Source organism: Streptacidiphilus jeojiensis, from assembly GCF_042510965.1.
GTDB classification, from domain to species: Bacteria; Actinomycetota; Actinomycetes; order Streptomycetales; family Streptomycetaceae; genus Streptacidiphilus; species Streptacidiphilus jeojiensis.
This window is the reverse complement of sequence record NZ_JBEUKS010000010.1, coordinates 187,047-207,458: the sequence shown is the minus strand read 5'-3', so window position 1 is coordinate 207,458 and position 20,412 is coordinate 187,047. Positions and strand designations below refer to the sequence as shown.

At 70.5% G+C, this 20,412-nt stretch carries 16 protein-coding genes; 13 read left to right on the top strand and 3 right to left on the bottom strand.

Annotated elements, in window-relative coordinates; translation table 11 throughout:
• Positions 1–36 precede the first annotated feature (36 nt).
• From ABUW04_RS26685 to ABUW04_RS26655, 7 genes are all read left to right on the top strand, one after another.
• Entirely contained in the window at positions 37–702 is a 666-nt protein-coding gene (locus tag ABUW04_RS26685) for a UbiX family flavin prenyltransferase (protein WP_030255500.1), read from the top strand.
• A gap of 121 nt (positions 703–823) precedes the next feature.
• Positions 824–1,300 (top strand): Lrp/AsnC family transcriptional regulator, encoded by a 477-nt coding sequence (locus ABUW04_RS26680; protein WP_030255498.1) that lies wholly within the window; start codon positions 824–826, stop codon positions 1,298–1,300.
• Positions 1,301–1,307: 7 nt separating this feature from the next.
• Positions 1,308–2,279, top strand: coding sequence for a threonine ammonia-lyase (locus ABUW04_RS26675; protein WP_380566864.1), 972 nt, complete (start codon positions 1,308–1,310; stop codon positions 2,277–2,279).
• Positions 2,280–2,336: 57 nt separating this feature from the next.
• Positions 2,337–3,500, top strand: a complete 1,164-nt coding sequence (gene mqnE / locus ABUW04_RS26670; protein ID WP_380566863.1) for an aminofutalosine synthase MqnE — start codon at positions 2,337–2,339, stop codon at positions 3,498–3,500.
• 22 nt (positions 3,501–3,522) lie between these two features.
• Entirely contained in the window at positions 3,523–4,047 is a 525-nt protein-coding gene (locus tag ABUW04_RS26665) for a GNAT family N-acetyltransferase (RefSeq protein ID WP_380566862.1), read from the top strand.
• Between the two features lie 106 nt (positions 4,048–4,153).
• Positions 4,154–4,489, top strand: a complete 336-nt coding sequence (locus ABUW04_RS26660; protein WP_030255493.1) for a DUF4229 domain-containing protein — start codon at positions 4,154–4,156, stop codon at positions 4,487–4,489.
• A gap of 77 nt (positions 4,490–4,566) precedes the next feature.
• On the top strand, positions 4,567–5,580 hold the full coding sequence (locus ABUW04_RS26655; RefSeq protein WP_380566861.1) for a LacI family DNA-binding transcriptional regulator: 1,014 nt from the start codon (positions 4,567–4,569) through the stop codon (positions 5,578–5,580).
• A 136-nt stretch (positions 5,581–5,716) separates the two neighbouring features.
• Here the strand turns inward: ABUW04_RS26655 and serC are convergent, their stop codons facing one another.
• Together serC and ABUW04_RS26645 are read right to left on the bottom strand one after the other, a co-directional pair.
• Positions 5,717–6,835 carry a phosphoserine transaminase gene (gene serC / locus ABUW04_RS26650; protein ID WP_380566860.1) on the bottom strand — a complete coding sequence of 373 codons (1,119 nt, stop codon included), beginning with the start codon at positions 6,833–6,835 and terminating at the stop codon, positions 5,717–5,719.
• A gap of 165 nt (positions 6,836–7,000) precedes the next feature.
• Positions 7,001–8,101: a citrate synthase 2 gene (locus ABUW04_RS26645; RefSeq protein ID WP_030255489.1), complete on the bottom strand. Its 1,101-nt coding sequence runs from the start codon at positions 8,099–8,101 to the stop codon at positions 7,001–7,003.
• 335 nt (positions 8,102–8,436) lie between these two features.
• Here ABUW04_RS26645 and pdxH point away from each other — a divergent pair, with 335 nt between their 5' ends.
• The 4 genes from pdxH (at position 8,437) to fxsT (ending at position 15,587) form a co-directional block, all read left to right on the top strand.
• Positions 8,437–9,063 carry a pyridoxamine 5'-phosphate oxidase gene (pdxH, locus tag ABUW04_RS26640; protein ID WP_380566974.1) on the top strand — a complete coding sequence of 209 codons (627 nt, stop codon included), beginning with the start codon at positions 8,437–8,439 and terminating at the stop codon, positions 9,061–9,063.
• Positions 9,064–9,653: 590 nt separating this feature from the next.
• Positions 9,654–10,349 (top strand): TIR-like protein FxsC, encoded by a 696-nt coding sequence (locus tag ABUW04_RS26635; RefSeq protein WP_380524590.1) that lies wholly within the window; start codon positions 9,654–9,656, stop codon positions 10,347–10,349.
• A gap of 25 nt (positions 10,350–10,374) precedes the next feature.
• Positions 10,375–11,571: an FxsC protein gene (fsxC, locus tag ABUW04_RS26630; RefSeq protein WP_030249443.1), complete on the top strand. Its 1,197-nt coding sequence runs from the start codon at positions 10,375–10,377 to the stop codon at positions 11,569–11,571.
• Positions 11,568–15,587: an FxSxx-COOH system tetratricopeptide repeat protein gene (gene fxsT, locus ABUW04_RS26625; protein ID WP_380566859.1), complete on the top strand. Its 4,020-nt coding sequence runs from the start codon at positions 11,568–11,570 to the stop codon at positions 15,585–15,587. The genes fsxC and fxsT overlap by 4 nt, the downstream gene beginning before the upstream one ends.
• Here fxsT and ABUW04_RS26620 read toward each other — a convergent pair.
• Positions 15,556–16,509, bottom strand: coding sequence for an alpha/beta fold hydrolase (locus tag ABUW04_RS26620; RefSeq protein WP_380566858.1), 954 nt, complete (start codon positions 16,507–16,509; stop codon positions 15,556–15,558). The genes fxsT and ABUW04_RS26620 overlap by 32 nt on opposite strands.
• Positions 16,510–16,967: 458 nt before the next feature.
• On the opposite strand from ABUW04_RS26620, the gene ABUW04_RS26615 reads away from it, so the two are divergent.
• On the top strand, positions 16,968–19,391 hold the full coding sequence (locus ABUW04_RS26615; RefSeq protein WP_380566857.1) for an FxsB family cyclophane-forming radical SAM/SPASM peptide maturase: 2,424 nt from the start codon (positions 16,968–16,970) through the stop codon (positions 19,389–19,391).
• Between the two features lie 65 nt (positions 19,392–19,456).
• Positions 19,457–20,365 carry an AAC(3) family N-acetyltransferase gene (locus ABUW04_RS26610; protein ID WP_063757421.1) on the top strand — a complete coding sequence of 303 codons (909 nt, stop codon included), beginning with the start codon at positions 19,457–19,459 and terminating at the stop codon, positions 20,363–20,365.
• Positions 20,366–20,412: the final 47 nt, after the last annotated feature.

Sequence of the window (20,412 nt, the reverse complement as noted above, 5' to 3'; positions counted from 1 at the left end):
GCAGCAGCACCCGTGCCCCCGGGTAGGGTCGGACAGGTGGAACGACAGCGAGAGCCGTGGGTGGTCGGGGTTTCCGGGGCGTCCGGGACGGCGTACGCCGCGGCGGTGGTGCGTGGGCTGCTGGCGGCGGGGGAGGCCGTGGACCTGGTGGTGAGCCGGGCGGCGCGGCTGACGGTGCTGGACGAGACCGGGATCGCGTTCCGGGACGGGCACTGGCAGGAGGACCTCCGGGAGTGGCTGGAGCAGCCGCTCGACGCCGGGAAGCCGCAGCTGGGGAGCCTGGACGGGGTGCGCTACTGGGCCGCCGGCGATCTGGCGGCCGGGCCCTCCAGCGGGTCCTACCCGGCCCGGGGGATGCTGGTGGTGCCGTGCAGCACGGCCTCGGTGGCCGGGATCGCGCTGGGGCTGTCGAAGGACCTGCTGCAGCGCGCCGCGAGCGTCACGCTCAAGGAGCGGCGGCGGTTGGTGGTGTGCGTCCGGGAGACGCCGCTGAGCGGCCAGACGCTGCGTCAACTGGTGGCGCTGGACGACGCCGGGGCCGTGGTGCTGCCCGCCTCGCCCGGGTTCTACGCCGGGACGCGGAGCGCCCAGCAGCTGGTGGACTTCGTCGCGGGGCGGGTGCTGGACGCGGCCGGAGTGCCGCACGACCTCTACCGGCGCTGGGTCGGCGAGCTGGGTACGGCCAGGCGGGCCGATGCCTGAGTGAGGCAGCTCACGTTCCCGGGGTATTGTCGTTGGGATGTCAGGGTCGACAGCTCGGGAGTCTTCGATTCCGGATAATGTCGGCTGGTTGCCCAACGATCGGAAGGCGCGGGATTCCAGCATGGACGCGGTGGACAGACAGCTCATCCAGGCGCTGCGCGAGAACGGCCGGGCGTCCTACGCCGAGCTGGGGCGGCTGGTCGGCCTTTCCGGCCCCAGCGTCACCGACCGCATCAACCGCCTGGAGCAGGCGGGCATCATCACCGGCTACCGGGCGACGGTGAACCCAGCCTCGCTGGGGCTGGGCGTGACCGCGCTGATCGGCCTTCAGTTGTCGGACGCCGCCGACCACGAGGACGTGGCGCACCGGCTGCGCGACCTCTCCGAGGTCGAGGACTGCTGGTTCATCGCCGGCGACGACTCCTACATGCTCAAGGTGCGGATGCCGGACGTGGACGGGCTGGAGTCCATCGTGAAGCGGCTCTCCGGGACCAAGGGCGTCGCCAGGACCCGGACCACGGTGGTGCTGTCCACCAAGTGGGAGAACCGGGCGACCGAACTGCCCGACACCGATGCCCTGACCGACCGGAAGGCGTGAGCCGCAGATGGCCCTGGTGACCCTGGACGACCTCCGCGACGCGCAGAAGCGGATCGCCGGCGTGGCGGTGCGCACCCCGCTGATGCCCTGTCCGTGGGCGCAGACCGACACGCACACGCTGCACCTCAAGCCGGAGGGGCTGCAGCCGACCGGTGCCTTCAAGATCCGGGGCGCCTACAACCGGCTCGCCGCGCTGACCGCGGAGGAGCGGGCCCGCGGCGTGGTCGCGCAGTCCAGCGGCAACCACGCGCAGGCGGTCGCCTACGCGGCGCGGGAGCTGGGGATCAAGGCCGTCATCGTGATGCCGGACACCGCGCCGGCGGTGAAGGTCGAGAGCACCCTGTCGTTCGGCGCCGAGGTGGTCCTGGTCCACATGAGCGAGCGCGACACCACCCCGGCCGAGCTGGTCGCCGAGCACGGCTACGTGTGGGTGCCGCCGTACGACGACCCGTTCATCATCGCCGGTCAGGGCACGGTCGGCCTGGAGATCGCGGAGGACGCGACCGCGCTGGACCTGGACCTGCGCACGGTGCTGGTGCCGGTCAGCGGCGGCGGGCTGATCGGCGGGACCGCGGCCGCGCTGAAGCTGACCATGCCCGGGGTGCGGATCGTCGGCGTCGAGCCCGAACTGGCGGGGGACGCCGCCGAGAGCTTCCGCACCGGCGAGCGCAAGGTCTGGCCGTTCGAGCAGACCCACCGCACCATCGCCGACGGCCTGCGCACCAACTCGCTGGGGCTGCTGCCCTGGGAGCACGTCCAGGCCTATGTGGACGACATCATCACGGTGACCGAGGACGAGATCCGCTCGACCGTCGCGGTGCTGGCCCGGCGCGGGCGGCTGGTCGCCGAACCCTCGGGAGCGGTCAGCACGGCGGCGTACCTGCACCACGCGGATCAGCTGCCGCAGGGGCGGAGCATCGCGGCGGTGGTGAGCGGGGGGAACGTGGACCCGTCCCTGCTGGCGGATTTGCTGGCGTAGGCTCGTGCAGGTCGTACGTGGCGCAGTTATGCAGGTTGCGAAAGGGCTGAGGGCCGGATGGACGCAGGACTGAAGCGGGAGCTCGAGGCGAAGGTCTACGCCGGGGAGCGGCTGTCCCGCGAGGACGGCATCGCCCTCTACGAGACCGACGACCTGGCCTGGCTGGGCGGCCTCGCCCACCATGTGCGGACGCAGAAGAACGGCGACGTCGTCCACTTCAACGTCAACCGCCACCTCAACATGACCAATGTCTGCACGGCCTCGTGCGCCTACTGCTCGTTCCAGCGCAAGCCGGGTGAGAAGGACGCGTACACCATGCGCATCGAGGAGGCCGTGCGGCTGGCCAAGGCGATGGAGAACGACCAGCTCACCGAGCTGCACATCGTCAACGGCCTGCACCCGACGCTGCCCTGGCGCTACTACCCGAGGTCGCTGCGCGAGCTCAAGGCGGCGCTGCCGGACGTGGCGCTGAAGTGCTTCACCGCCACCGAGATCCACCACTTCGAGAAGATCTCCGGGCTGTCCGCCAGCGAGATCCTGGACGAGCTGATCGACGCCGGCCTGGAGTCGCTGACCGGCGGCGGCGCCGAGATCTTCGACTGGGAGGTGCGCCAGCACATCGTCGACCACGACACCCACTGGGAGGACTGGTCGCGGATCCACCGCCTGGCGCACGCCAAGGGCCTGAAGACCCCGTGCACCATGCTCTACGGGCACATCGAGGAGCCCAGGCACCGGGTGGACCACGTGCTGCGGCTGCGCGAGCTGCAGGACGAGACCGGCGGCTTCCAGGTCTTCATCCCGCTGCGCTACCAGCACGACTTCCACGACTCCAAGGACGGCATCGTCCGCAACCGGCTGCAGGCCCGGACCACCATGGCCACCGGCGCGGACATGATCAAGACCTTCGCGGTGTCGCGGCTGCTGTTCGACAACGTCCCGCACGTCAAGGTGTTCTGGGTGATGCACGGCCTGGACGGCGCGCAGCTGATGCTCAACCACGGCGCGGACGACATGGACGGCTCGGTGGTCGAGTACAAGATCACCCACGACGCGGACGGCTTCGGCACGCCCAACAAGCTCAGCCGCGACAACCTGCTCGACCTGATCCGCGACGCCGGCTTCCGCCCGGTGGAGCGCAACACCCGCTACGAGATCATCCGCGAGTACGACGGCCCGGTCGCCGACCGCCGCGAGACCCCGCAGCCGATGCGCTTCTAGTCACCCAGGAACCTCCCGCACCATGGCACTTGTCTTCACCCTCGACCCGGAGCTGACCCCGCGGCTCCGGGCCGGGATCATCGACCTCTGGACCGACGTCAGCAACGCCGGCGGGGCCGTCGGCTTCGTCGCGCCGGTCAGCACCGAGCGGGTCCGGCCCACCGCGGAGAAGCAGTTCGCGGGAGTCGCGGACGGTCCGGACCGGCTGCTGATCGCCCGTGAGGCGGACACCGGCGAGCTCGCCGCCTGCCTGTTCTTCGAGGACCAGCGCTTCGAGCTGATGACGCACTGGCAGCTGCTCAAGCGGGTCATGGTGCACCCCCGGTTCCAGGGCTCCGGCTACGGCGCCGAGCTGCTGGCCGAGGCCGAGCGGATCGCCAGGGGCTGGGGCCTGTCCGGGCTGAAGCTGACCCTGCGCGGGGGCCGCGGCCTGGAGACCTTCTACGGCCGCAGCGGCTACAAGGAGGTCGGCCGGGTGCCCGGCGCCATCCGGGTCGCGCCGGGCGAGGAGTACGACGACGTCCTGATGTGGCTCGACCTCAGGTGAAGCGGAGTGACGGCGGCCTCTTCAGGGGGGCGTTGAAGATCCGCCCCGACCGCGTGCTGTACTGGACAGGTCGTCCGGAATCGCTCGGAAGAGAGAACCCAGCGCCGTGAGCAGCAAGTCACACGCCACCCTCCGCTACACCTCCATGCGGTTCAGCATGTTCGGCGCCGTCTTCGTGGTCGTCCTGGTGCTGGCCCACTTCAAGCTGATGCCGGTGATGGCCGGAGCCTCCGGCGTCCTGCTGCTGCTGATCATCTCCCTGCTGGTGTCGGGGCTGCTCAGCTATGTGCTGCTGAGCCGTCAGCGGGACGAGGTGTCCGCGCAGATCACCGAGACCATCGAGGGACGCCGCAAGCGCGGCGCCGGGCTGAAGCAGCGCATCGCCGCGCAGACCGCCGCCGAGGACGCCCTCGACGACGCCGTCCGCGCGGACGCCCAGTAGCAGCAGCTCCTGAGGGACCGAGGGACACCCCGCTGAACACCCCCGCCGACCTGCCCCACCGCCCGACCGGGCGCGATGTGGCACGCCTCGCGGGGGTCTCCCAGGCGACCGTCTCGCTGGTCTTCTCGACCGGCGAGACCGCCCGGGCCAGGGTCTCCGCCGCCACCCGGGACCGGGTCAGGGCGGCCGCGGCCCAGCTCGGCTACCAGCCCCAGGCCGCCGGACGGCAGCTGCGCCTGGGCCGCACCGGGCTGGTCCACCTCGCCGTGCCCAATATGCTCGGCCCCTTCTTCGCCCGGGTCCTCGACGGCGCCCAGGGCGCGGCGACCGCGCACGGCCTCGCCGTGGTGGTCAGCTCCGGCTGGGACGGCGACACCCTGGCCCGCGCCTGCGGCACCGGGCAGTTCGACGGCCTGCTGCTGTGCTCACCGGACGACAGCCAGCTGGGCGAGCTGCCGGCCTCGCTCCCGGTGGTGTTCCTGGACGCCGACCCGGCCGGGGTCGCCGACTCGCCGCTGCGCCGGGCGCTGGAGCTGGACGTCGCCGGGGGCATGGCCGCCGCGGTGCGGCATCTGCGTGAGCTCGGACACAGCCGGATCGGGCACCTGCGCTCCACCGACTCCGCCTACACCTTCCGCTCCCGGCAGGCCGGGTTCGAGCGGGCGGCGCTGGGCGTCGAGGTGGTGGAGGCCGGGGTGTCCATCAACGGCGGCCTGGAGGCGGGGCGGGCGGCCGCCCGCACCCTGCTCGGCCGGGCCGACCGCCCGCACGCCCTGGTCTGCGACGACGACGTGGTGGCGGCCGCCGCCTACCACGTGGCCGCGGAGCTGGGGCTGCGGGTCCCTGACGACCTGTCGGTGGTCGGCATCGACAACATCCTGGCCGCCCAACTGCTGTCGCCGGGGCTCACCACGGTGGACCTGCCAGGCGAGCGGCTGGGCAGCGCCGGCCTGGACCTGCTGGCCGAGCTGATCAACGGCGGCCGGCCGCCGGGGCCGGCGCCGCTGCAGACCACGCTGCTGCTGCGGGGCTCGACGACAGCCGTCGAGAGGCGGCAGGTAGGCTCAGAGGGTGGACCCCAAGACTCGTAGCAGGATCGTGAGCGGCGCGCTGGTGCTGCTGCTGTTGGCCGTCGTGATCGGCGCCATCGCGCGCTGAGCCGGACGCGCACACGACGGAGGGCTGTCCCGCTCAGCGGGACAGCCCTCCGTCGTTCGTCCGCTCAGGTCAGAGCTTCTCGATGACGTAGTCGATGCACACCGTCAGCGCCTCGACGTCGGCCGGGTCGACGGCCGGGAACATCGCCACCCGCAGCTGGTTGCGGCCCAGCTTGCGGTAGGGCTCGGTGTCCACGATGCCGTTGGCCCGCAGCACCTTGGCGACGGCCGCGGCGTCGATCGACTCGTCGAAGTCGATGGTGCCGATCACCTGCGAGCGCTCGGCCGGCTCGGCGACGAACGGGTTGGCGTAGGAGGACTTCTCGGCCCAGGTGTAGAGCCGGGAGGAGGAGTCCGCGGTGCGGGCCACCGACCAGTCCAGGCCGCCGTTGCCGTTCAGCCACTCCAGTTGCTCGTTCAGCAGGAAGAGGGTGGACAGCGCGGGGGTGTTGTAGGTCTGGTCCTTCGACGAGTTGTCGATGGCCGTCGGCAGGTCGAAGAACGGCGGGATGTAGCGTCCCGAGCCGGCGATCTCGGCCGCGCGGGCCAGCGCGGCGGGGGAGAACAGGCCGATCCAGAGGCCGCCGTCGGAGGCGAAGCACTTCTGCGGGGCGAAGTAGTAGACGTCCGTCTCGGCGATGTCGACGGGCAGGCCGCCGGCACCGGAGGTGGCGTCCACCAGGACCAGCGAGCCCTCGTCGGCGCCGGCCACCCGCTTGATCGGCATGGCGACACCGGTGGAGGTCTCGTTGTGCGTCAGCGCGTAGACGTCCACGCCGGCCTCGGCGACCGGGAGCGGGTGGGTGCCCGGGTCGGACTTCACCACGGACGGGTCGGCGAGCCAGGGCGCGGCCTTGGTGGAGGCGGCGAACTTGGAGGAGAACTCACCGAAGCTCAGGTGCTGGGACTTCTCCCGCACCAGGCCGAAGGCGGCGATGTCCCAGAAGGCGGTGGAGCCGCCGTTGCCGAGCACCACCTGGTAGCCCTCGGGGAGCTGGAAGAGGCTGCTCACGCCCTCGCGGACGCGCCGGACCAGGTTCTTCACCGGGGCCTGGCGGTGGGAGGTGCCGAGCAGCGAACTACCGGTCGCGGCGAGGGCACTCAGCGCCTCGGGGCGAACCTTGGACGGACCTGCGCCGAAACGGCCGTCAGCGGGCCTGATGTCAGCGGGGATCTGGATCTCAGCCACAGCCGCATGCTACCGGCTGTTCTTGTTCGTCCAATGGCGGGTCCGCGAGATGAGACACCATCGGGTGACCATGCACTACCCAGGGGCGCGGGGAACTGCGCTGCCAACCATGCGCCTCCGTGGAGGGCTGGCAGCGCAGTTCCCCGCGCCCCGGAAAGCGGGCGTTCAGCGGGCGATGTCGTCGAACCCGTCGACCTCGTGCGGGCTGCGCGAAGCCGGGCCGATGTAGCGCGCCGCGGGCCGCACCAGGCGGCCGGTGCGCTTCTGCTCCAGGATGTGGGCGCTCCAGCCCGCCGTGCGGGCACAGGTGAACATGGAGGTGAACATGTGCGCCGGGACCTCGGCGAAGTCCAGGATGATCGCGGCCCAGAACTCCACGTTGGTGGCGAGCACGCGGTCGGGGCGGCGGGCGTGCAGCTCCTCCAGCGCGGCCTTCTCCAGCGCCGCGGCGACCTCGTAGCGGGGAGCGGAGAGCTCCATCGCGGTGCGCCGCAGCACGCGGGCGCGCGGGTCCTCCGCGCGGTAGACGCGGTGGCCGAAGCCCATCAGCCGCTCGCCCTTGTCGAGGGCGTTCTTGACCCACGCGGTGGCGTCCCCGGTGCGCTCGATCTCCTCGATCATGCCGAGGACGCGCGACGGCGCGCCGCCGTGCAGCGGCCCGGACATCGCGCCGACCGCACCGGACAGCGCCGCGGCGACGTCCGCGCCGGTGGAGGCGATGACCCGGGCGGTGAAGGTGGAGGCGTTCATGCCGTGCTCGGCGGCGGAGGTCCAGTAGGCGTCGATGGCCTTGACGTGCTTGGGGTCGGGCTCCCCGCGCCAGCGGATCATGAAGCGCTCGACGATGGTCTCGGCCTTGTCGATCTCGCTCTGCGGGACCATCGGCAGGCCCTGGCCGCGGGCGGACTGCGCCACGTAGGAGAGGGCCATCACGGCCGCCCGGGCGAGGTCGTCGCGGGCCTGCTCGGGGCTGATGTCCAGCAGCGGCTTGAGGCCCCAGGCCGGGGCCAGCATGGCCAGGGCGGACTGGACGTCGACGCGGATGTCGCCGGAGTGGATCGGCAGCGGGAACGGTTCGGCGGCCGGCAGTCCGGGGTTGAACTTGCCGTCGACGAGCAGGCCCCAGGTGTTCCCGAAGGACACGTGGCCGACCAGCTCCTCGATGTCGACCCCGCGGTAGCGGAGCGAGCCGCCCTCCTTGTCGGGTTCGGCGATCTCCGTCTCGAACGCGATGACTCCCTCGAGTCCGGGTACGAAATCGGACATCAGGCGGCTCCTCTTGATCGACGTCGGTGACTGTGGTGTGGCCAAGTCGTCGGCTGTGGTGACTGTGCTTCCGCGCGGTTGCGCGGCAGTACGGGTGCGGGCATGTGGCACGCAGTGTCAGGGTGGCAGGCACTGGGTGCATTGCGCCAGAGCCCACGACGGTAATGCCCCCCAGGGGGGTCCGAATCACACCCGGGTCGAACGGAATTCCAGCATCCGGACGATCCGGCGCCCGGACACCCTATCTCTCGACGTCGAGATTTTGTACTGGTGAAAGGAGTGCCGGTGCGCACGTGGGGGATGATGGCGGCGTGCAGCCTCAGGATGTCGCGGCGATGCGCCGCCAGTACCTAGCCGCCGGCCTCGACGAGTCGGAGCTGGCCGGGGAGCCCATGGACCAGTTCGACCGCTGGTTCGCGGACGCGGTGAAGTCGGGGGTCGACGAGCCCAACGCCATGGTCGTCACCACCGCGGGGACGGACGGGCAGCCGAGCGTGCGGACCGTCCTGCTCAAGGGGTACGACCGGCGCGGCTTCGTCTTCTACACCAACCACGGCTCCCGCAAGGGCACCGAGATGGACGCCAACCCCAGGGTCGCGCTGCTCTTCCCGTGGCACCCGCTGGGCCGCCAGGTGATCGTCACCGGCCTGGCCGAGCGGGTCGGCCGGGACGAGACGGCGGCCTACTTCCGCAGCCGTCCGCACGGCTCCCAACTCGGCGCCTGGGCCAGCGAGCAGTCCCGCCCGGTCGCCTCCCGGGCGGAGCTGGAGCAGCGCTACGCCGACCTGGCCGCCCGCTACCCGGAGGGCGAGGGCGTCCCGGTGCCCCCGTTCTGGGGCGGCTACCGGATCGCCCCGTTGACCGTCGAGTTCTGGCAGGGCCGCGAGAACCGGCTGCACGACCGGCTGCGCTACGCGGCGGCGGACGCCACAGGGTGGCGCGTCGAGCGGCTCCAGCCCTGAGCGGCACATCTCGGCCAGAACGCCGCTGCATACCGGACCATCGATTCATGCGGTCTTGCCCCGGCGGCTGGTATGGGTGACGCTAATTCAGAATCTATGCGCCCTGTCGAGCTTCGTGCTGGAACGGCCACGGAGGGGAGTCACTGACAAGGGGTACGACGGGGGCGTCACTGGAGTCGTGATTCAACAACTCGAAGGCTGGTCCTTGTGAATATGACTGCTCCCACCACCTCCGACGCAACGATCCCACCCCATGGGCCCGCCGGCGGCCCTGCACGTCGCTCCCTGGCAGAGCTTGCAGACACCCGGCCGTCCACCTCCACCGTCCTCCGGCGGGTACTCGGAGAGGACCACAGGAAGCAGGTCGAGGTCGCGGCATTCGGTTCCTCGATCTGAGACCTGGTCCTGAGGTCTCCGGACCGCGGAATTCCTGATTCCGGGCGAGCGACTGCCGCTCGCCCGGTCATGTCTGCCCGTATACGCCAAGCTCTTTCCGTCGAGTGAGCGCTTGCTGTCTGCTTTGCGCGATACCGTTGTCCTGAAACGCTCCTGATGGGGCGTCGGACAGTGGCGTGCCCGGGAGGACAGCGGTGACCGAACGTACGACGGGCGGGGCATCGGAGCCGCGGGGCGACGGGCCGTCCTTCTTCGTCAGCTATGCCCGGCCCCCGGGCTCACCATCGAGGGACGACCCTTCGCCGATAGGCGAACTGGTCCAGGACCTGAACTTCGAGATCGGCCAGCACGTCCGGCAGGGCACCCGCCAGGTCCGGCCCGGAGTGTCCGACCGTGAGATACCCATCGGTGACAACTGGCGCCGCTTCATCTCCCACATGCTCGCCGAGGCCCACGTCCTGATCGCCCTCGTGTCCACGCCCTACCTGGACAGCGACTGGTGCGGCAAGGAGTGGGCCGTCTTCAGCCGGCGCGCCGTCCACGCTCGACCGCCGCTGTCGCCGGAGACGTCGGCGATACTCCCGGTGGTCTGGGTGCCGGTGCCGCAGGACCGGCGGCACGCTGTGGTCCAGCGGCTCCAGTACACCAATGAGCGGATGCCCGGGAGTTACGCGCGGGACGGCCTGCTGGCGCTCAGCAGGCAGGCGGGGAAACGGGATTCGTACCACCAGGTGGTGAACCAGCTGGCGCGGCGTGTCAGCGACCTTCTGATGTACACAACGGTGGAACCCGGCAGAATGGTGGATGTGGAGACCGCCCCCAGCGCCTTCCACCAGTCCAAGCCCAACTGGGACGGTGTCACCTTCTTGCAGTCCAAAGCGGCGGGCTAGCTCTGACGGAGGGAAGGACGGTGGGATGAGCGGGTCTGCGAGGGAGTGGGAGTATCCGAAGTACTTCCTGAGTTACGCGCATCCGCGGGGCTCCTTCCAGGGCGATCCCTGGGTGGCGGAGTTCCACGCCGACCTCAACCGGGCCCTGGCCGAGCGTCCTTCCCGGCCGGCGGGCAAGGTCACCGGATACCTGGACGGACCCGGGGAGAACGACCAGCTGCGGCGGGCCCGGCGCAGTGAGGCGCTGGCCCGGAGCAAGGCCCTGGTCGTCCTCTGCTCCCCGGAGTACTTCCAGGACGCCGAGTGCCACAACGAGTGGCTCGCCTTCCACAAGCGGCTTTCCCCGGACGGGAGTTCGGACGCCGCTGTGATCACCGTGCTGTGGGAGCGGCTCTGGAGCAGTGCACCCGACGGGGTCGCCCTCGACGAGCAGGACCTGCGCTTACAGTTCGGCGAGAACGGACTGCGGCACCAGTTGGCGCAGCGTCGGGCCCAGTACCTGGTCGGAGTGCGGAGCGTGGCCGAGGCCATAGTGCACGCGGTGGAGAAGATCGACCTGGCTCCGGGCGCGGAAACGGGCCTGTCGCGCGAACCCCAGCCCTGGCCCGACCATCCGGCGGTGCGGAGCCTGCGCATCCTGGTGCTGGCCAGGACCACCGGCGAGAGCCTGCCGCCCGGCTGCGACCCCGCGGACTACAGCGAGCTCCCCGAGCTGTGGCAGCCCTACCGTGAGGAGGGCGCAAGGCCGTTGGCCGAGCTCGCCGCCGCGGTGGCCAGGGACAGCAATGTGCACGTGCGCTCGGTCGAGGACTTCGAGCGGGCCAGCCGGAGGGCCGCCGGCACCGTCGAGGACGTCGAACTCGTCCCGCAACTGCTGCTGCTGGACCGCTGGGCGCTGCAGAACGACACCATGCTGCGGCATCTGCTGGGGTACAACCAGCAGCGCCGGCGTCCGGTGGCGGTGATGGTCCCCTGGGTGCCCAGGTCCGACAGCATTCCCCGCCGGTCCAAACAGGAGATCGAGCAGCTCAGGCTGCTGACCTGGGACACCCTCAACGTCGCACTGGGGCAGCCCACGCCGGGCTACGAGCACCTGCGCGGCGGCATCCCCGACGCGGCCACGTTCGCCGCACTGGTGCCGGTCGCCCTGCGCCAGGCACGCAATGCCTTCATCCAGCTCCATGCCCTCCGTTCGTCCACATCCCAGAAGGGTCCGCAATGAACGCCGTCAGTCCGAGGAGTGCTCCGGAGGACCGCCAGGGGCGGGTCGTCACCTTCTACTCCTACAAGGGCGGCACCGGCCGGACCATGACCATGGCCAATGTCGCGTGGATCCTGGCCGCCAACGGCAAGAAGGTACTCACCGTGGACTGGGACCTGGAGGCCCCGGGCCTGTCCCGGTTCTTCCACCCGTTCCTCAACGAGGAGGCCCTCGCCACCACGGGCGGTGTCGTCAACATGGTGAACGACTACCTGGAGCGGTCCCTGGACAACCCCTCGGACGCAGCCGCCCGGTTGAGCGGCCACGCCGCGGTGCAGCAGCAGGCGATCAAGCTGAACTGGAACTTCCCCGACGGGGGCAGGATCGACTTCATCTCCGCGGGCAAGCAGAACAACGACTACGGGTCCATTCTCGACGGCCTCAACTGGGACCAGTTCTACGAGCGCTACTACGGCGGGGTGTTCCTCGACGCGCTGCGCGAGGAGATGGTCAGGAGCTACGACTACGCCTTCATCGACAGCCGTACCGGGCTCAGCGACACCTCCAGCATCTGCACCCAGCAGCTCCCGGACGACGTGGTGGTGTGCTTCACCCTCAGCGACCAGAGCATCAGGGGGGCCGCCCTGGTCGCCCGGCACATCCAGACCCGGGGCGTCATCGGCCACAGCACGGATCCGATCAGAATCCTTCCGGTGCCCATGCGCATCGACGAGGGCGAGAAGGACCGTGCCGAGCGCGGTCGGGCGGAGGCGCGCAGCAAGTTCGAAGGTCTGCCCAAGGCGCTCTACACCGTCAAGGACGACCAGTACTGGGGCTCCATCGAGATCCCCTACAAGCCCTACTACGCCTACGAGGAGATCCTGGCGGTCTTCGGCGACCAGACCGGTATCCCCAACACCGTGCTCGGCGCGTGCGAGCGGCTGACCCGCGAACTGACCAGGGGTGAGGTCTCCGCCCTGCCGCCCATGGCGGAGCCGCTGCGGCTGGCCACCGTCGCCAAGTTCGACCGCAAGCCGATCGGCGGCGGGGAGGACACCCGGTTCCACCTCTGGTACGCGGTGGAGGACCAGATGTGGCTCGACTGGACGAGCTACCTGCTGGAGGCAGCCGGCTACCGCTTCGCCGCCTCCCGCATCGACTCCGACGCGCCCGACGAGGCGAAGGGGGCGGCCAACGGCGGTTCGCCGGACCCCCTGGTGACCGTGCCGCTGCTCACGGTGCGCTTTCTCCAGGCGGCCAGGGCCAGTGAGTTCTGGGGCCCGGTCTCCAGCAGCAGCCTGGCCCTGACCCGGCCGCGGACGCTCGGCCTGCGCCTGGGTTCGGTCCCGCCGGGCGCGCCGAGCGGTCACAGCTTCCCGCTCGACCTGACCTCCCCGGCGCTGACTCCGGTCGTGGCGGCAGAACAGCTGATCAAGTACTTCGGCGGCGACGAGGCCGCCGTCCAGGCGGCCAGGACCGCCCTCGACGCGCCGGACGCCCCGCGCTACCCGGGCATCCGTCCCGAGTTCGTCGCCCTCCAGAGCCGCAACAGCGACTTCACCGGCCGTGCCAAGGAGCTGGCCGAGCTGCGGCGGACCCTCACCGGGCGGTCCGCCCAGGAGCCGACCAGTGGGACCCAGGCACTGCACGGCCTCGGCGGGGTGGGCAAGTCCCAGCTCGCCCGTGAGTACGCCTACCGCTTCATGTCGGACTACGACCTGGTCTGGTGGGTGCCGTCCGAGCAGACCTCCTCCATCACGACCGAGCTGGCGGCGATCGCCGACCGTCTCGGCATCCGCGGAACCCTCGGTGAGGCCGACGCCGCGATCCTGGTCAAGGACACCCTGGCCGCCGGAACGCGCATCGGCAGATGGCTGCTGATCTTCGACAACGCCGAGGACCCGGAGACCCTCACCGAGTTCCTGCCTGGCGGGGACGGCCATGTCATCATCACCTCCCGGAAACAGGTGTGGAGCCAGGAGGCGTCCGAGCTGGAGGTGGACGTCTTCACCCGGCAGGAGAGCGTCTCCCACCTGGAGCGCCGTGTCCCGGAGATGTCCGACACGGAGGCGGCCCAGCTGGCCGAGGAGCTGGGGGACCTGCCGCTCGCGGTCGAGCAGGCGGCAGCCTTCCTGCGGTTGAGCGGCATGCCCGTGGAGACCTACATGGACCTGCTCAAGCAGCACCCGGCGGACATCTTCGACCAGGCTCCGCTCGCGGCGGACTACCCCGTCCCGATCAGGACCACCTTCGCGGTGTCCCTGAACACCCTGGAGAAGGAGTGGCCGTCCGCCCGCCGGCTGATGCAGATGTCCGTCTTCCTGGGGCCCGAGCCGTTCTCGCAGAAGTTGCTGCACCGCAATCCGGCGATGCTGACCGCCCTCGCGGTGCAGGACCCGCGGGTACGCAAGGGCGGGGCGTCGGTGCTCGGCGGGATCAGCCGGGCGATCCGAAGCCTCTCGCTGGCCAAGGTGGACGGCAGGCGCGGCACCATCCAGGTGCACCGGGTGCTCCAGGCGCTGCTCCGGGCCCAGATGACCGAGGACGAGCGCGAGCAGATCCAGCGCGAGGTGCAGCTGGTGCTCGCCGAGTGCAGGCCACTGGACGGCGAGGTGGAGGACCCGGAGAACCGGCCGGACTTCGAACTCATCCGACCCCACCTCGCGGCCTGCGGGGCTGAGGAGTCGGAGATCTCCGAGGTGCGGCAGCTGATGATCGATCTGGTCCGGCTGCACTGGCGCAACGGCGACTACACCCTCGCCAAGAGCGAGGGGGAGCGGCTGGACGCGTTGTGGTGCTCCACCCTGGGCCCGGAGCATCCGCAGACCCTCGCCCTGCGCACCATCAGGGCCAACGTCCTGCGCGACCAGGGGCGTTACCGGGAGTCCCTGGAACTGGACCAGCGGACCTGGGAGCAGCAGTCCACCCTGCTGGGCGAGGACGACCTGAGCACCCTGGCCACCGCCCGCGGCCTGGCCGGCGGCCTGCGGGCGCTGGGCCGCTACCAGGAGGCGCTGGACCGCGACCTGCTCACCCACGCCAGCCTGGTCGAGCAGTTCCTGGAGGAGGACCGCCAGGTTCTGAACCTCACTCACAACCTGGCCATCGACTACCGGCTCCTCGGTGACGCCAAGAGCGCCCAGCAGTACGACGAGCGCACCGAGCGCCTGCGCCGGCAGGGGCTGGGACCGGACCACGCCCGGACCCTGGCATCCCAGCTCTACCTGGCCCGGGACAAGCGGGACGGCGGCGAGCTGAGGGACGCGGCAGCGGACCTGGAACGGCTCCACGAGGCGTTCCGTCGGCTCCAGGGCGACGACTCACCCGACACCCTGCGCGCCGCCAAGAGCCTCGCCGTGTCCCTGCGCGTGCTGGGTCAGTACGAGCGGGCCGCGGCCCTCACCGATGACACCCTGGCACGGTTCGTGGAGCGCTACGGCGAGGACGGCCCCGACACTCTTCAGTGCGCCCTGAACAAGGCGGCGGACGACTGGAGCCTCGGCCGTCCGGGGGACGCGCTGCGCCGGGCGCAGGACGTCTGGCAGCGCTACCGCCGCCTTCTCGGCGACGACCACCCCAATTCGCTGGCCTGCAGTGACAATGTGTCCGTCTACCTCCGGACGCCGGGAGCCAGCCGCCAGGACCGCCGACGTGCCGCCGGTCTGGGGGAGACCGCCACCACCCGGCTGACGGAGTTGCTGGGCGCGAGCCATCCCTTCACCCTGTGCGCTGAGGTGAACTGGGCCAATGCCCGGGCCGAGCTGGAGGAGCTGGCGGCGGCGGAGGCCAGCGAACGGTCCTGCCTGTCCCGGCTCGCCCTCCACCTGGGTGAGGACCACCCGGACACCCTCGCCTGCCGGTCCAACCTGGCGGTGACCCTCAAGGCCCTGGGCCGCACCGCGGAGGCACAGCGCCTGCACGACGAAGCGGTCGAGGCGTTCAACCACGACCGCAACTTCGGTGAGACCCACCCCGACACGGTCAGTGCCGAGGGGTGGGAACGGATCAATCACATCCTGGAGCTCCAGGCTTGGTGAGCAGGCTCAACACGTCGGGCAGGCGCGCGATGGCGTCGAAGTGGGCCGCCCCCGGCTCCATTCCCAGTTCGGAGCCGGGGAGGTGCTCGTGCAGCCACGAGGAGTGGCTGACCGGCGAGAAGACGTCGTCGGTGCCGTGCCACAGCAGGACCCTGGAGGTGATCTCGGAGAGCCGGAAGCCCCAGTCGTCGACGAAGGCGAGCGCGTCGTCGATCCACCCGTCGCCGTCCTGGCGCAGGGCCTCCCGGTAGCTGTCCTTGAGTATCCGGCGGATGCCGGCGTCGGCGATCACCTGGAGATCGGCTGCCCGCACCTCGGCCAGGAGTTGCGTGATCAGTTCCTCGGGAGCCTTGTGGATGGCCCTGGCGCGCTTCCGGAGGCTCTCGGTGAGGGCCTCCAGACCCTCCATCGCTCGGCCGTACTCCTCCCGGTTCCCCGGGCCCATGCCCTCGAACCAGGAGTCACGCATGCCGTCGTCGCCGATCCGGGGGGCCAGACTGACCAGGGCCGCGGTACCGATCACCCGGTCTCCGAGCTTGGCGGCGCAGGCAAGAGCGTGGGGGCCGCCGCCGGAGCGTCCGACGACGGCGAAGCGATCCACGTCCAGTTGGTTGGCGATGGCTTCCACATCTTCGGCCGCGTCGACGACACGACGCCCCAGGTGCCGGTCGGACCAGCCGTACCCGGGCCGGTCGTAGGCGATCAGCCTGATTCCCTGGCGGTAGAGCACGCCGTCGCGGGGGGCCACGCCGATCCTGCTGCCGGGGGTGCCGTGCAGCACGAAGACGGCGGTGCCGTTCTTCTTGCCCCACTCCTTCACGCACAGCTGTCGACCGTTCTTGGCACTCACCATGCGGGCGTCAGGGGGAGGGGAGAGCGGGGTGGAGAGCGCTGCCGGCTTCTCCGCGAGATGCTGCGGCATCAGTCGCCGACCTCCCAGCCGAGCTCGCGTCCCGGGCTGTGCCTGTGGCGCATGAAGTCACCCGTCATGCCGTCAGCCTTCAGCACTAACCCACGAAACACGAGCTCACCCCTCCGTTTTCACACGATTGGATCAAGGAGGGCACTCTCGTGCGATGCGACAGCGTGTCATGCCGGCCCCCAGCCCCCTGGGTCGCACTAGCGACGTGGACGTGATAATACGTCACATGAGCCCCAGAGAAAGGGTTCTGGCACATAATTACCTACCGAGCCCTCCCTGGCGACAGTGGGGCTTTCAGTATGGCCACGGTTGACGGGGCCGCGAAACCTGCTTGGACGAGTTTCGCCTTCTTTGGCCGAAGTAGCGCCCTCTTCCGGTACACCCTCTGGCGGGTTCGGACCGGATCCCCAATCATGGGTGTGCAGACCCGATCGAACAGGTCACCGCAGACCTGACGGGTGCTCCATCTCCGCCACACCAGGGATGTCGAGTTGGTGCCCTTCCGGCAGTTCGTCCTCAAGCTCCACAGCCGATGTGACCTCGCCTGCGACCACTGCTACGTCTACGAGCACGAGGACACGCAGTGGCGGGGCCGACCCATGGCCTCGCCCAGGCGGGTACTGGAGCAGACCGCCGTGAGGATCGCCGAGCACGCTGCCGCGCACCGGCTGTCGAGCGTCCGGGTCGTGCTGCACGGCGGTGAACCATTACTCGCCGGTCCGGAGACGATCGGATTCGCGGCGGAACAGCTCAGGGCCGCGCTGCCCGATTCGTGCGGGCTCGACCTGCGCATCCACACCAACGGGGTGCTGCTCGACCGGCGCTTCTGCGACCTCTTCCTGGAACACGACATCAGGGTCGGCATCTCCCTCGACGGGGACAGGGCGGCGAACGACCTGCACCGGCGCTACGCCGACGGGCGCAGCAGCCACAGCAAGGTCCTCAGCGCTGTCGCGCTGCTGCAGGAGCCCGGGTACCGACGACTCTTCGCCGGCATCCTGTGCACCATCGACGTACGCAACGACCCTCTGGCGGTGTACGAGGCGCTGACGGCACTCGACCCCCCGGGGATCGACTTCCTGCTCCCCCATGCGACCTGGGTGCACCCCCCGCTGCGGCCCGACGGCCCGGAGAGCACTCCCTACGCCGCCTGGCTCGGCGCGATCTACGAGCGCTGGGAGGCCGAGGGACGGCCGGTGCCGGTGCGCACCTTCGATTCGGTCCTGAGGACCCTGCACGGACTGAGCAGCCTGACCGAGAACCTCGGGCTGGAACCCGCCGACCTCGTGGTGATCGAGACGGACGGCACCCTGGAGCAGGCGGACTCGCTGCGCACCGCCTTCGACGGGGCGGCGGGGACCGGGTTCAACGTCTTCGACCACGACCTCGACCGGGCGGCACGGCACCCGGGCATGATCGACCGTCAGCTGGGCCTGGCCGGCCTCTGCGCCACCTGCCGGTCCTGCCCGGTGGTCAGCTCCTGCGGAGGCGGCCTCTACGCGCACCGGTACCGGGAGGAGAACGGCTTCGAGAATCCCTCGGTCTTCTGCGGAGACCTCAAGGAGTTCATCACCATGGTCGCGGCACGTGGGGAGGGGACGGATCCCGCGCGGACGGAGCCGACCGCCGGCACCGGACTGACGGACCGGCAGTGGGACGAACTGGCGGCCGGGCACGGCGGCACCGAGGCCGTGCGGGTCCTGGTCGGCCAGCAGTTGGAGATCGACCGCACCCTGCTGGCCCACGTCGCGACCTCGGCCTCCGCACCCTCGGCCTCGACCTCGGCCTCGTGGCGGCTGCTGACGGAGTTCGACGTCCAGGTGCCCGACGCATGCGACCAGGTCATGTCCCACCCGTACAACCGCACCTGGGCGACGGGGCGGTGGCAGCGCGGCGACGGCGGTGACAGCGGCGACGGGCTGGCGGAGTCGGCCGCAGCGGTCGCCCTGCGCGCCGGGTCCGAGGCGGAGGTGCGGGTGCCGCTGCGTGGCGGCGTACTGAGGCTTCCGGGCCTCGGACGGTTGCTGGTCGACGGGGACGCCGCCTTCGTATCGGTGCGGTCGCGCGAGGACGGGTTCACGGCCACGACCGACTCCGGGGCGACGGTCCGCATCGTCTGGGCACAGCAGGACCCGCGCTGGCAGCCGACGCGCACGGTGGCTGCCGACGCCGACTGGACCGTCCGTCTGGAGGACACCGACCCCTGTCGGGACGCCCACGGACATCCGGTGTCCGCGCGCCTCGGTCCGGAGGAGTTCGCCGCCTGGGAACGCGACCTGACCAGCGCCTGGGCGCTCATCAAGCGCATACTGCCGGGATACGCCGAGGGCATCGCCGCCGGCCTCTCGGTGATCACCCCGTTGCAGCGGCCCTCCGGGCGCCGTGACATCAGCTCGTCCGCGCGAAGCGCCTTCGGGGCGGTCGGCATCGCCCGGCCTGCGACTGCGGACACCCTGGCACTGCTGCTGGTCCATGAGTTCCAGCATGTGAAGCTCGGTGCGGTGCTGGACCTCGACGACCTCATCGACGGGAACGACGCCCGGGCGTTCCACGCACCGTGGCGGGAGGACCCGCGTCCGTTGGAGGGTCTGCTCCAGGGGACCTACGCCCACGTCGCGGTGACGGAGTACTGGCGCGCCCGCTGGCAGGACCTGCGGGGCCGGAACGGTTTCGGCACGGCGGCCGACCGTGCCCGGGACGAGTTCGCACGTTGTCTGGCCGACACCGCCCAGGCACTCGGGTCCCTGTCCGCATCGGGGTCGCTGACCGGGCTCGGCGGTCGCTTCGTCGCCGGCATGGAAGCCACCCTGCGGCCTTGGCTGGACGAACTCGACAGCGATGACGGCGACAGCGCCCGGCCGGTTGCCTCCCACGTAAGGTGATAGGCCGACGGCAGCTTGTCGACGACCTGGGCCGCATCGGTGTCCGTCCGGGCGGAGTGCTCTTCGTGCAGGCCTCGCTCCGCAGCATCGGCCAGGTCCGCGGCGGTGTCCGCACCGTCGTGGACGCGCTGCTGGAGGCCGTCGGCCCGATGGGCACGCTGGTGGTCTACACAGCCACCCCGGAGAACTCGCTGAGCTCTCCGGCGTACCTGGCGGACACCGCGGGAATGGTCCTGAGAAGCCAGAAGATCGCCTATCGGCGCGCCATGGAGCCCTTCGACATCGACCGCACCCCCAGCTCGCGGAGGACGGTCGGCATCGTCTCGGAGGCCGTCCGGACCACCCCGGGCGCACTGCGCAGCGCGCACCCGCAGACCTCCTTCGCGGCCATGGGGCCCAGGGCCGCGGAGATCGTGGCCGACCACCGGCTGGACTGCCACCTCGGTGAGGACTCCCCCGTGGGCCGGCTCTACGAGATGCAGGCCCAGGGACTGCTGCTCGGGGTGACCGACCGGACGTTCACCCCGTACCACCTCGCCGAGTACTACCCGCCGAACCCGCCGGTGCGGGTGCACGCCGCACTGGTCAGCACCGAGCACCGCCTGCGCTGCTGGAAGCTCTTCAACGCCGTCGACCTGGACGACGGGCACTTCCCGGAGATGGGGGAGCGGATCCGCAGAGAGGTCCCTTTCGGGGAGGGGCAGGTCGGTGCGGCCGACAGCCTGTTGGTTCCGCTGGTCCCAGCGGTGGACGCGGCCCGCCGCTGGATCATGGAGCGCTACCTCGCCGACCGGATGACGCCCCCCGCCTACGGCATCATCCGCAGGCTCCACACCTGCTGCATGCCGCCCGAACTCTGGTCCGAATCATGCACTTTCACCACCGTGGAGCGCGACAGCGGGGAGTTGCGTACCCTTTCCCTGAAGGAGTTCATGACGACACGTCAGGCTCTGTTGAGTGGGGGTGCCCGTTGAGTGTCCGCGGCGGGTGGGGTGGGCCGAGCGGATCGGCGAGGCCCTGG

Excerpts from the sequence above, each read along its gene's own strand:
- ABUW04_RS26645 (WP_030255489.1), bottom strand. The coding sequence starts at position 8,101 with ATGTCCGATTTCGTACCCGGACTCGAGGGAGTCATCGCGTTCGAGACG.
- ABUW04_RS26620 (WP_380566858.1), bottom strand. The coding sequence starts at position 16,509 with ATGCCGCAGCATCTCGCGGAGAAGCCGGCAGCGCTCTCCACCCCGCTC.
- ABUW04_RS26680 (WP_030255498.1), top strand. The coding sequence starts at position 824 with ATGGACGCGGTGGACAGACAGCTCATCCAGGCGCTGCGCGAGAACGGC.
- ABUW04_RS26675 (WP_380566864.1), top strand. The coding sequence starts at position 1,308 with ATGGCCCTGGTGACCCTGGACGACCTCCGCGACGCGCAGAAGCGGATC.
- mqnE (WP_380566863.1), top strand. The coding sequence starts at position 2,337 with ATGGACGCAGGACTGAAGCGGGAGCTCGAGGCGAAGGTCTACGCCGGG.
- fsxC (WP_030249443.1), top strand. The coding sequence starts at position 10,375 with ATGAGCGGGTCTGCGAGGGAGTGGGAGTATCCGAAGTACTTCCTGAGT.
- ABUW04_RS26665 (WP_380566862.1), top strand. The coding sequence starts at position 3,523 with ATGGCACTTGTCTTCACCCTCGACCCGGAGCTGACCCCGCGGCTCCGG.
- fxsT (WP_380566859.1), top strand. The coding sequence starts at position 11,568 with ATGAACGCCGTCAGTCCGAGGAGTGCTCCGGAGGACCGCCAGGGGCGG.
- pdxH (WP_380566974.1), top strand. The coding sequence starts at position 8,437 with ATGCGCCGCCAGTACCTAGCCGCCGGCCTCGACGAGTCGGAGCTGGCC.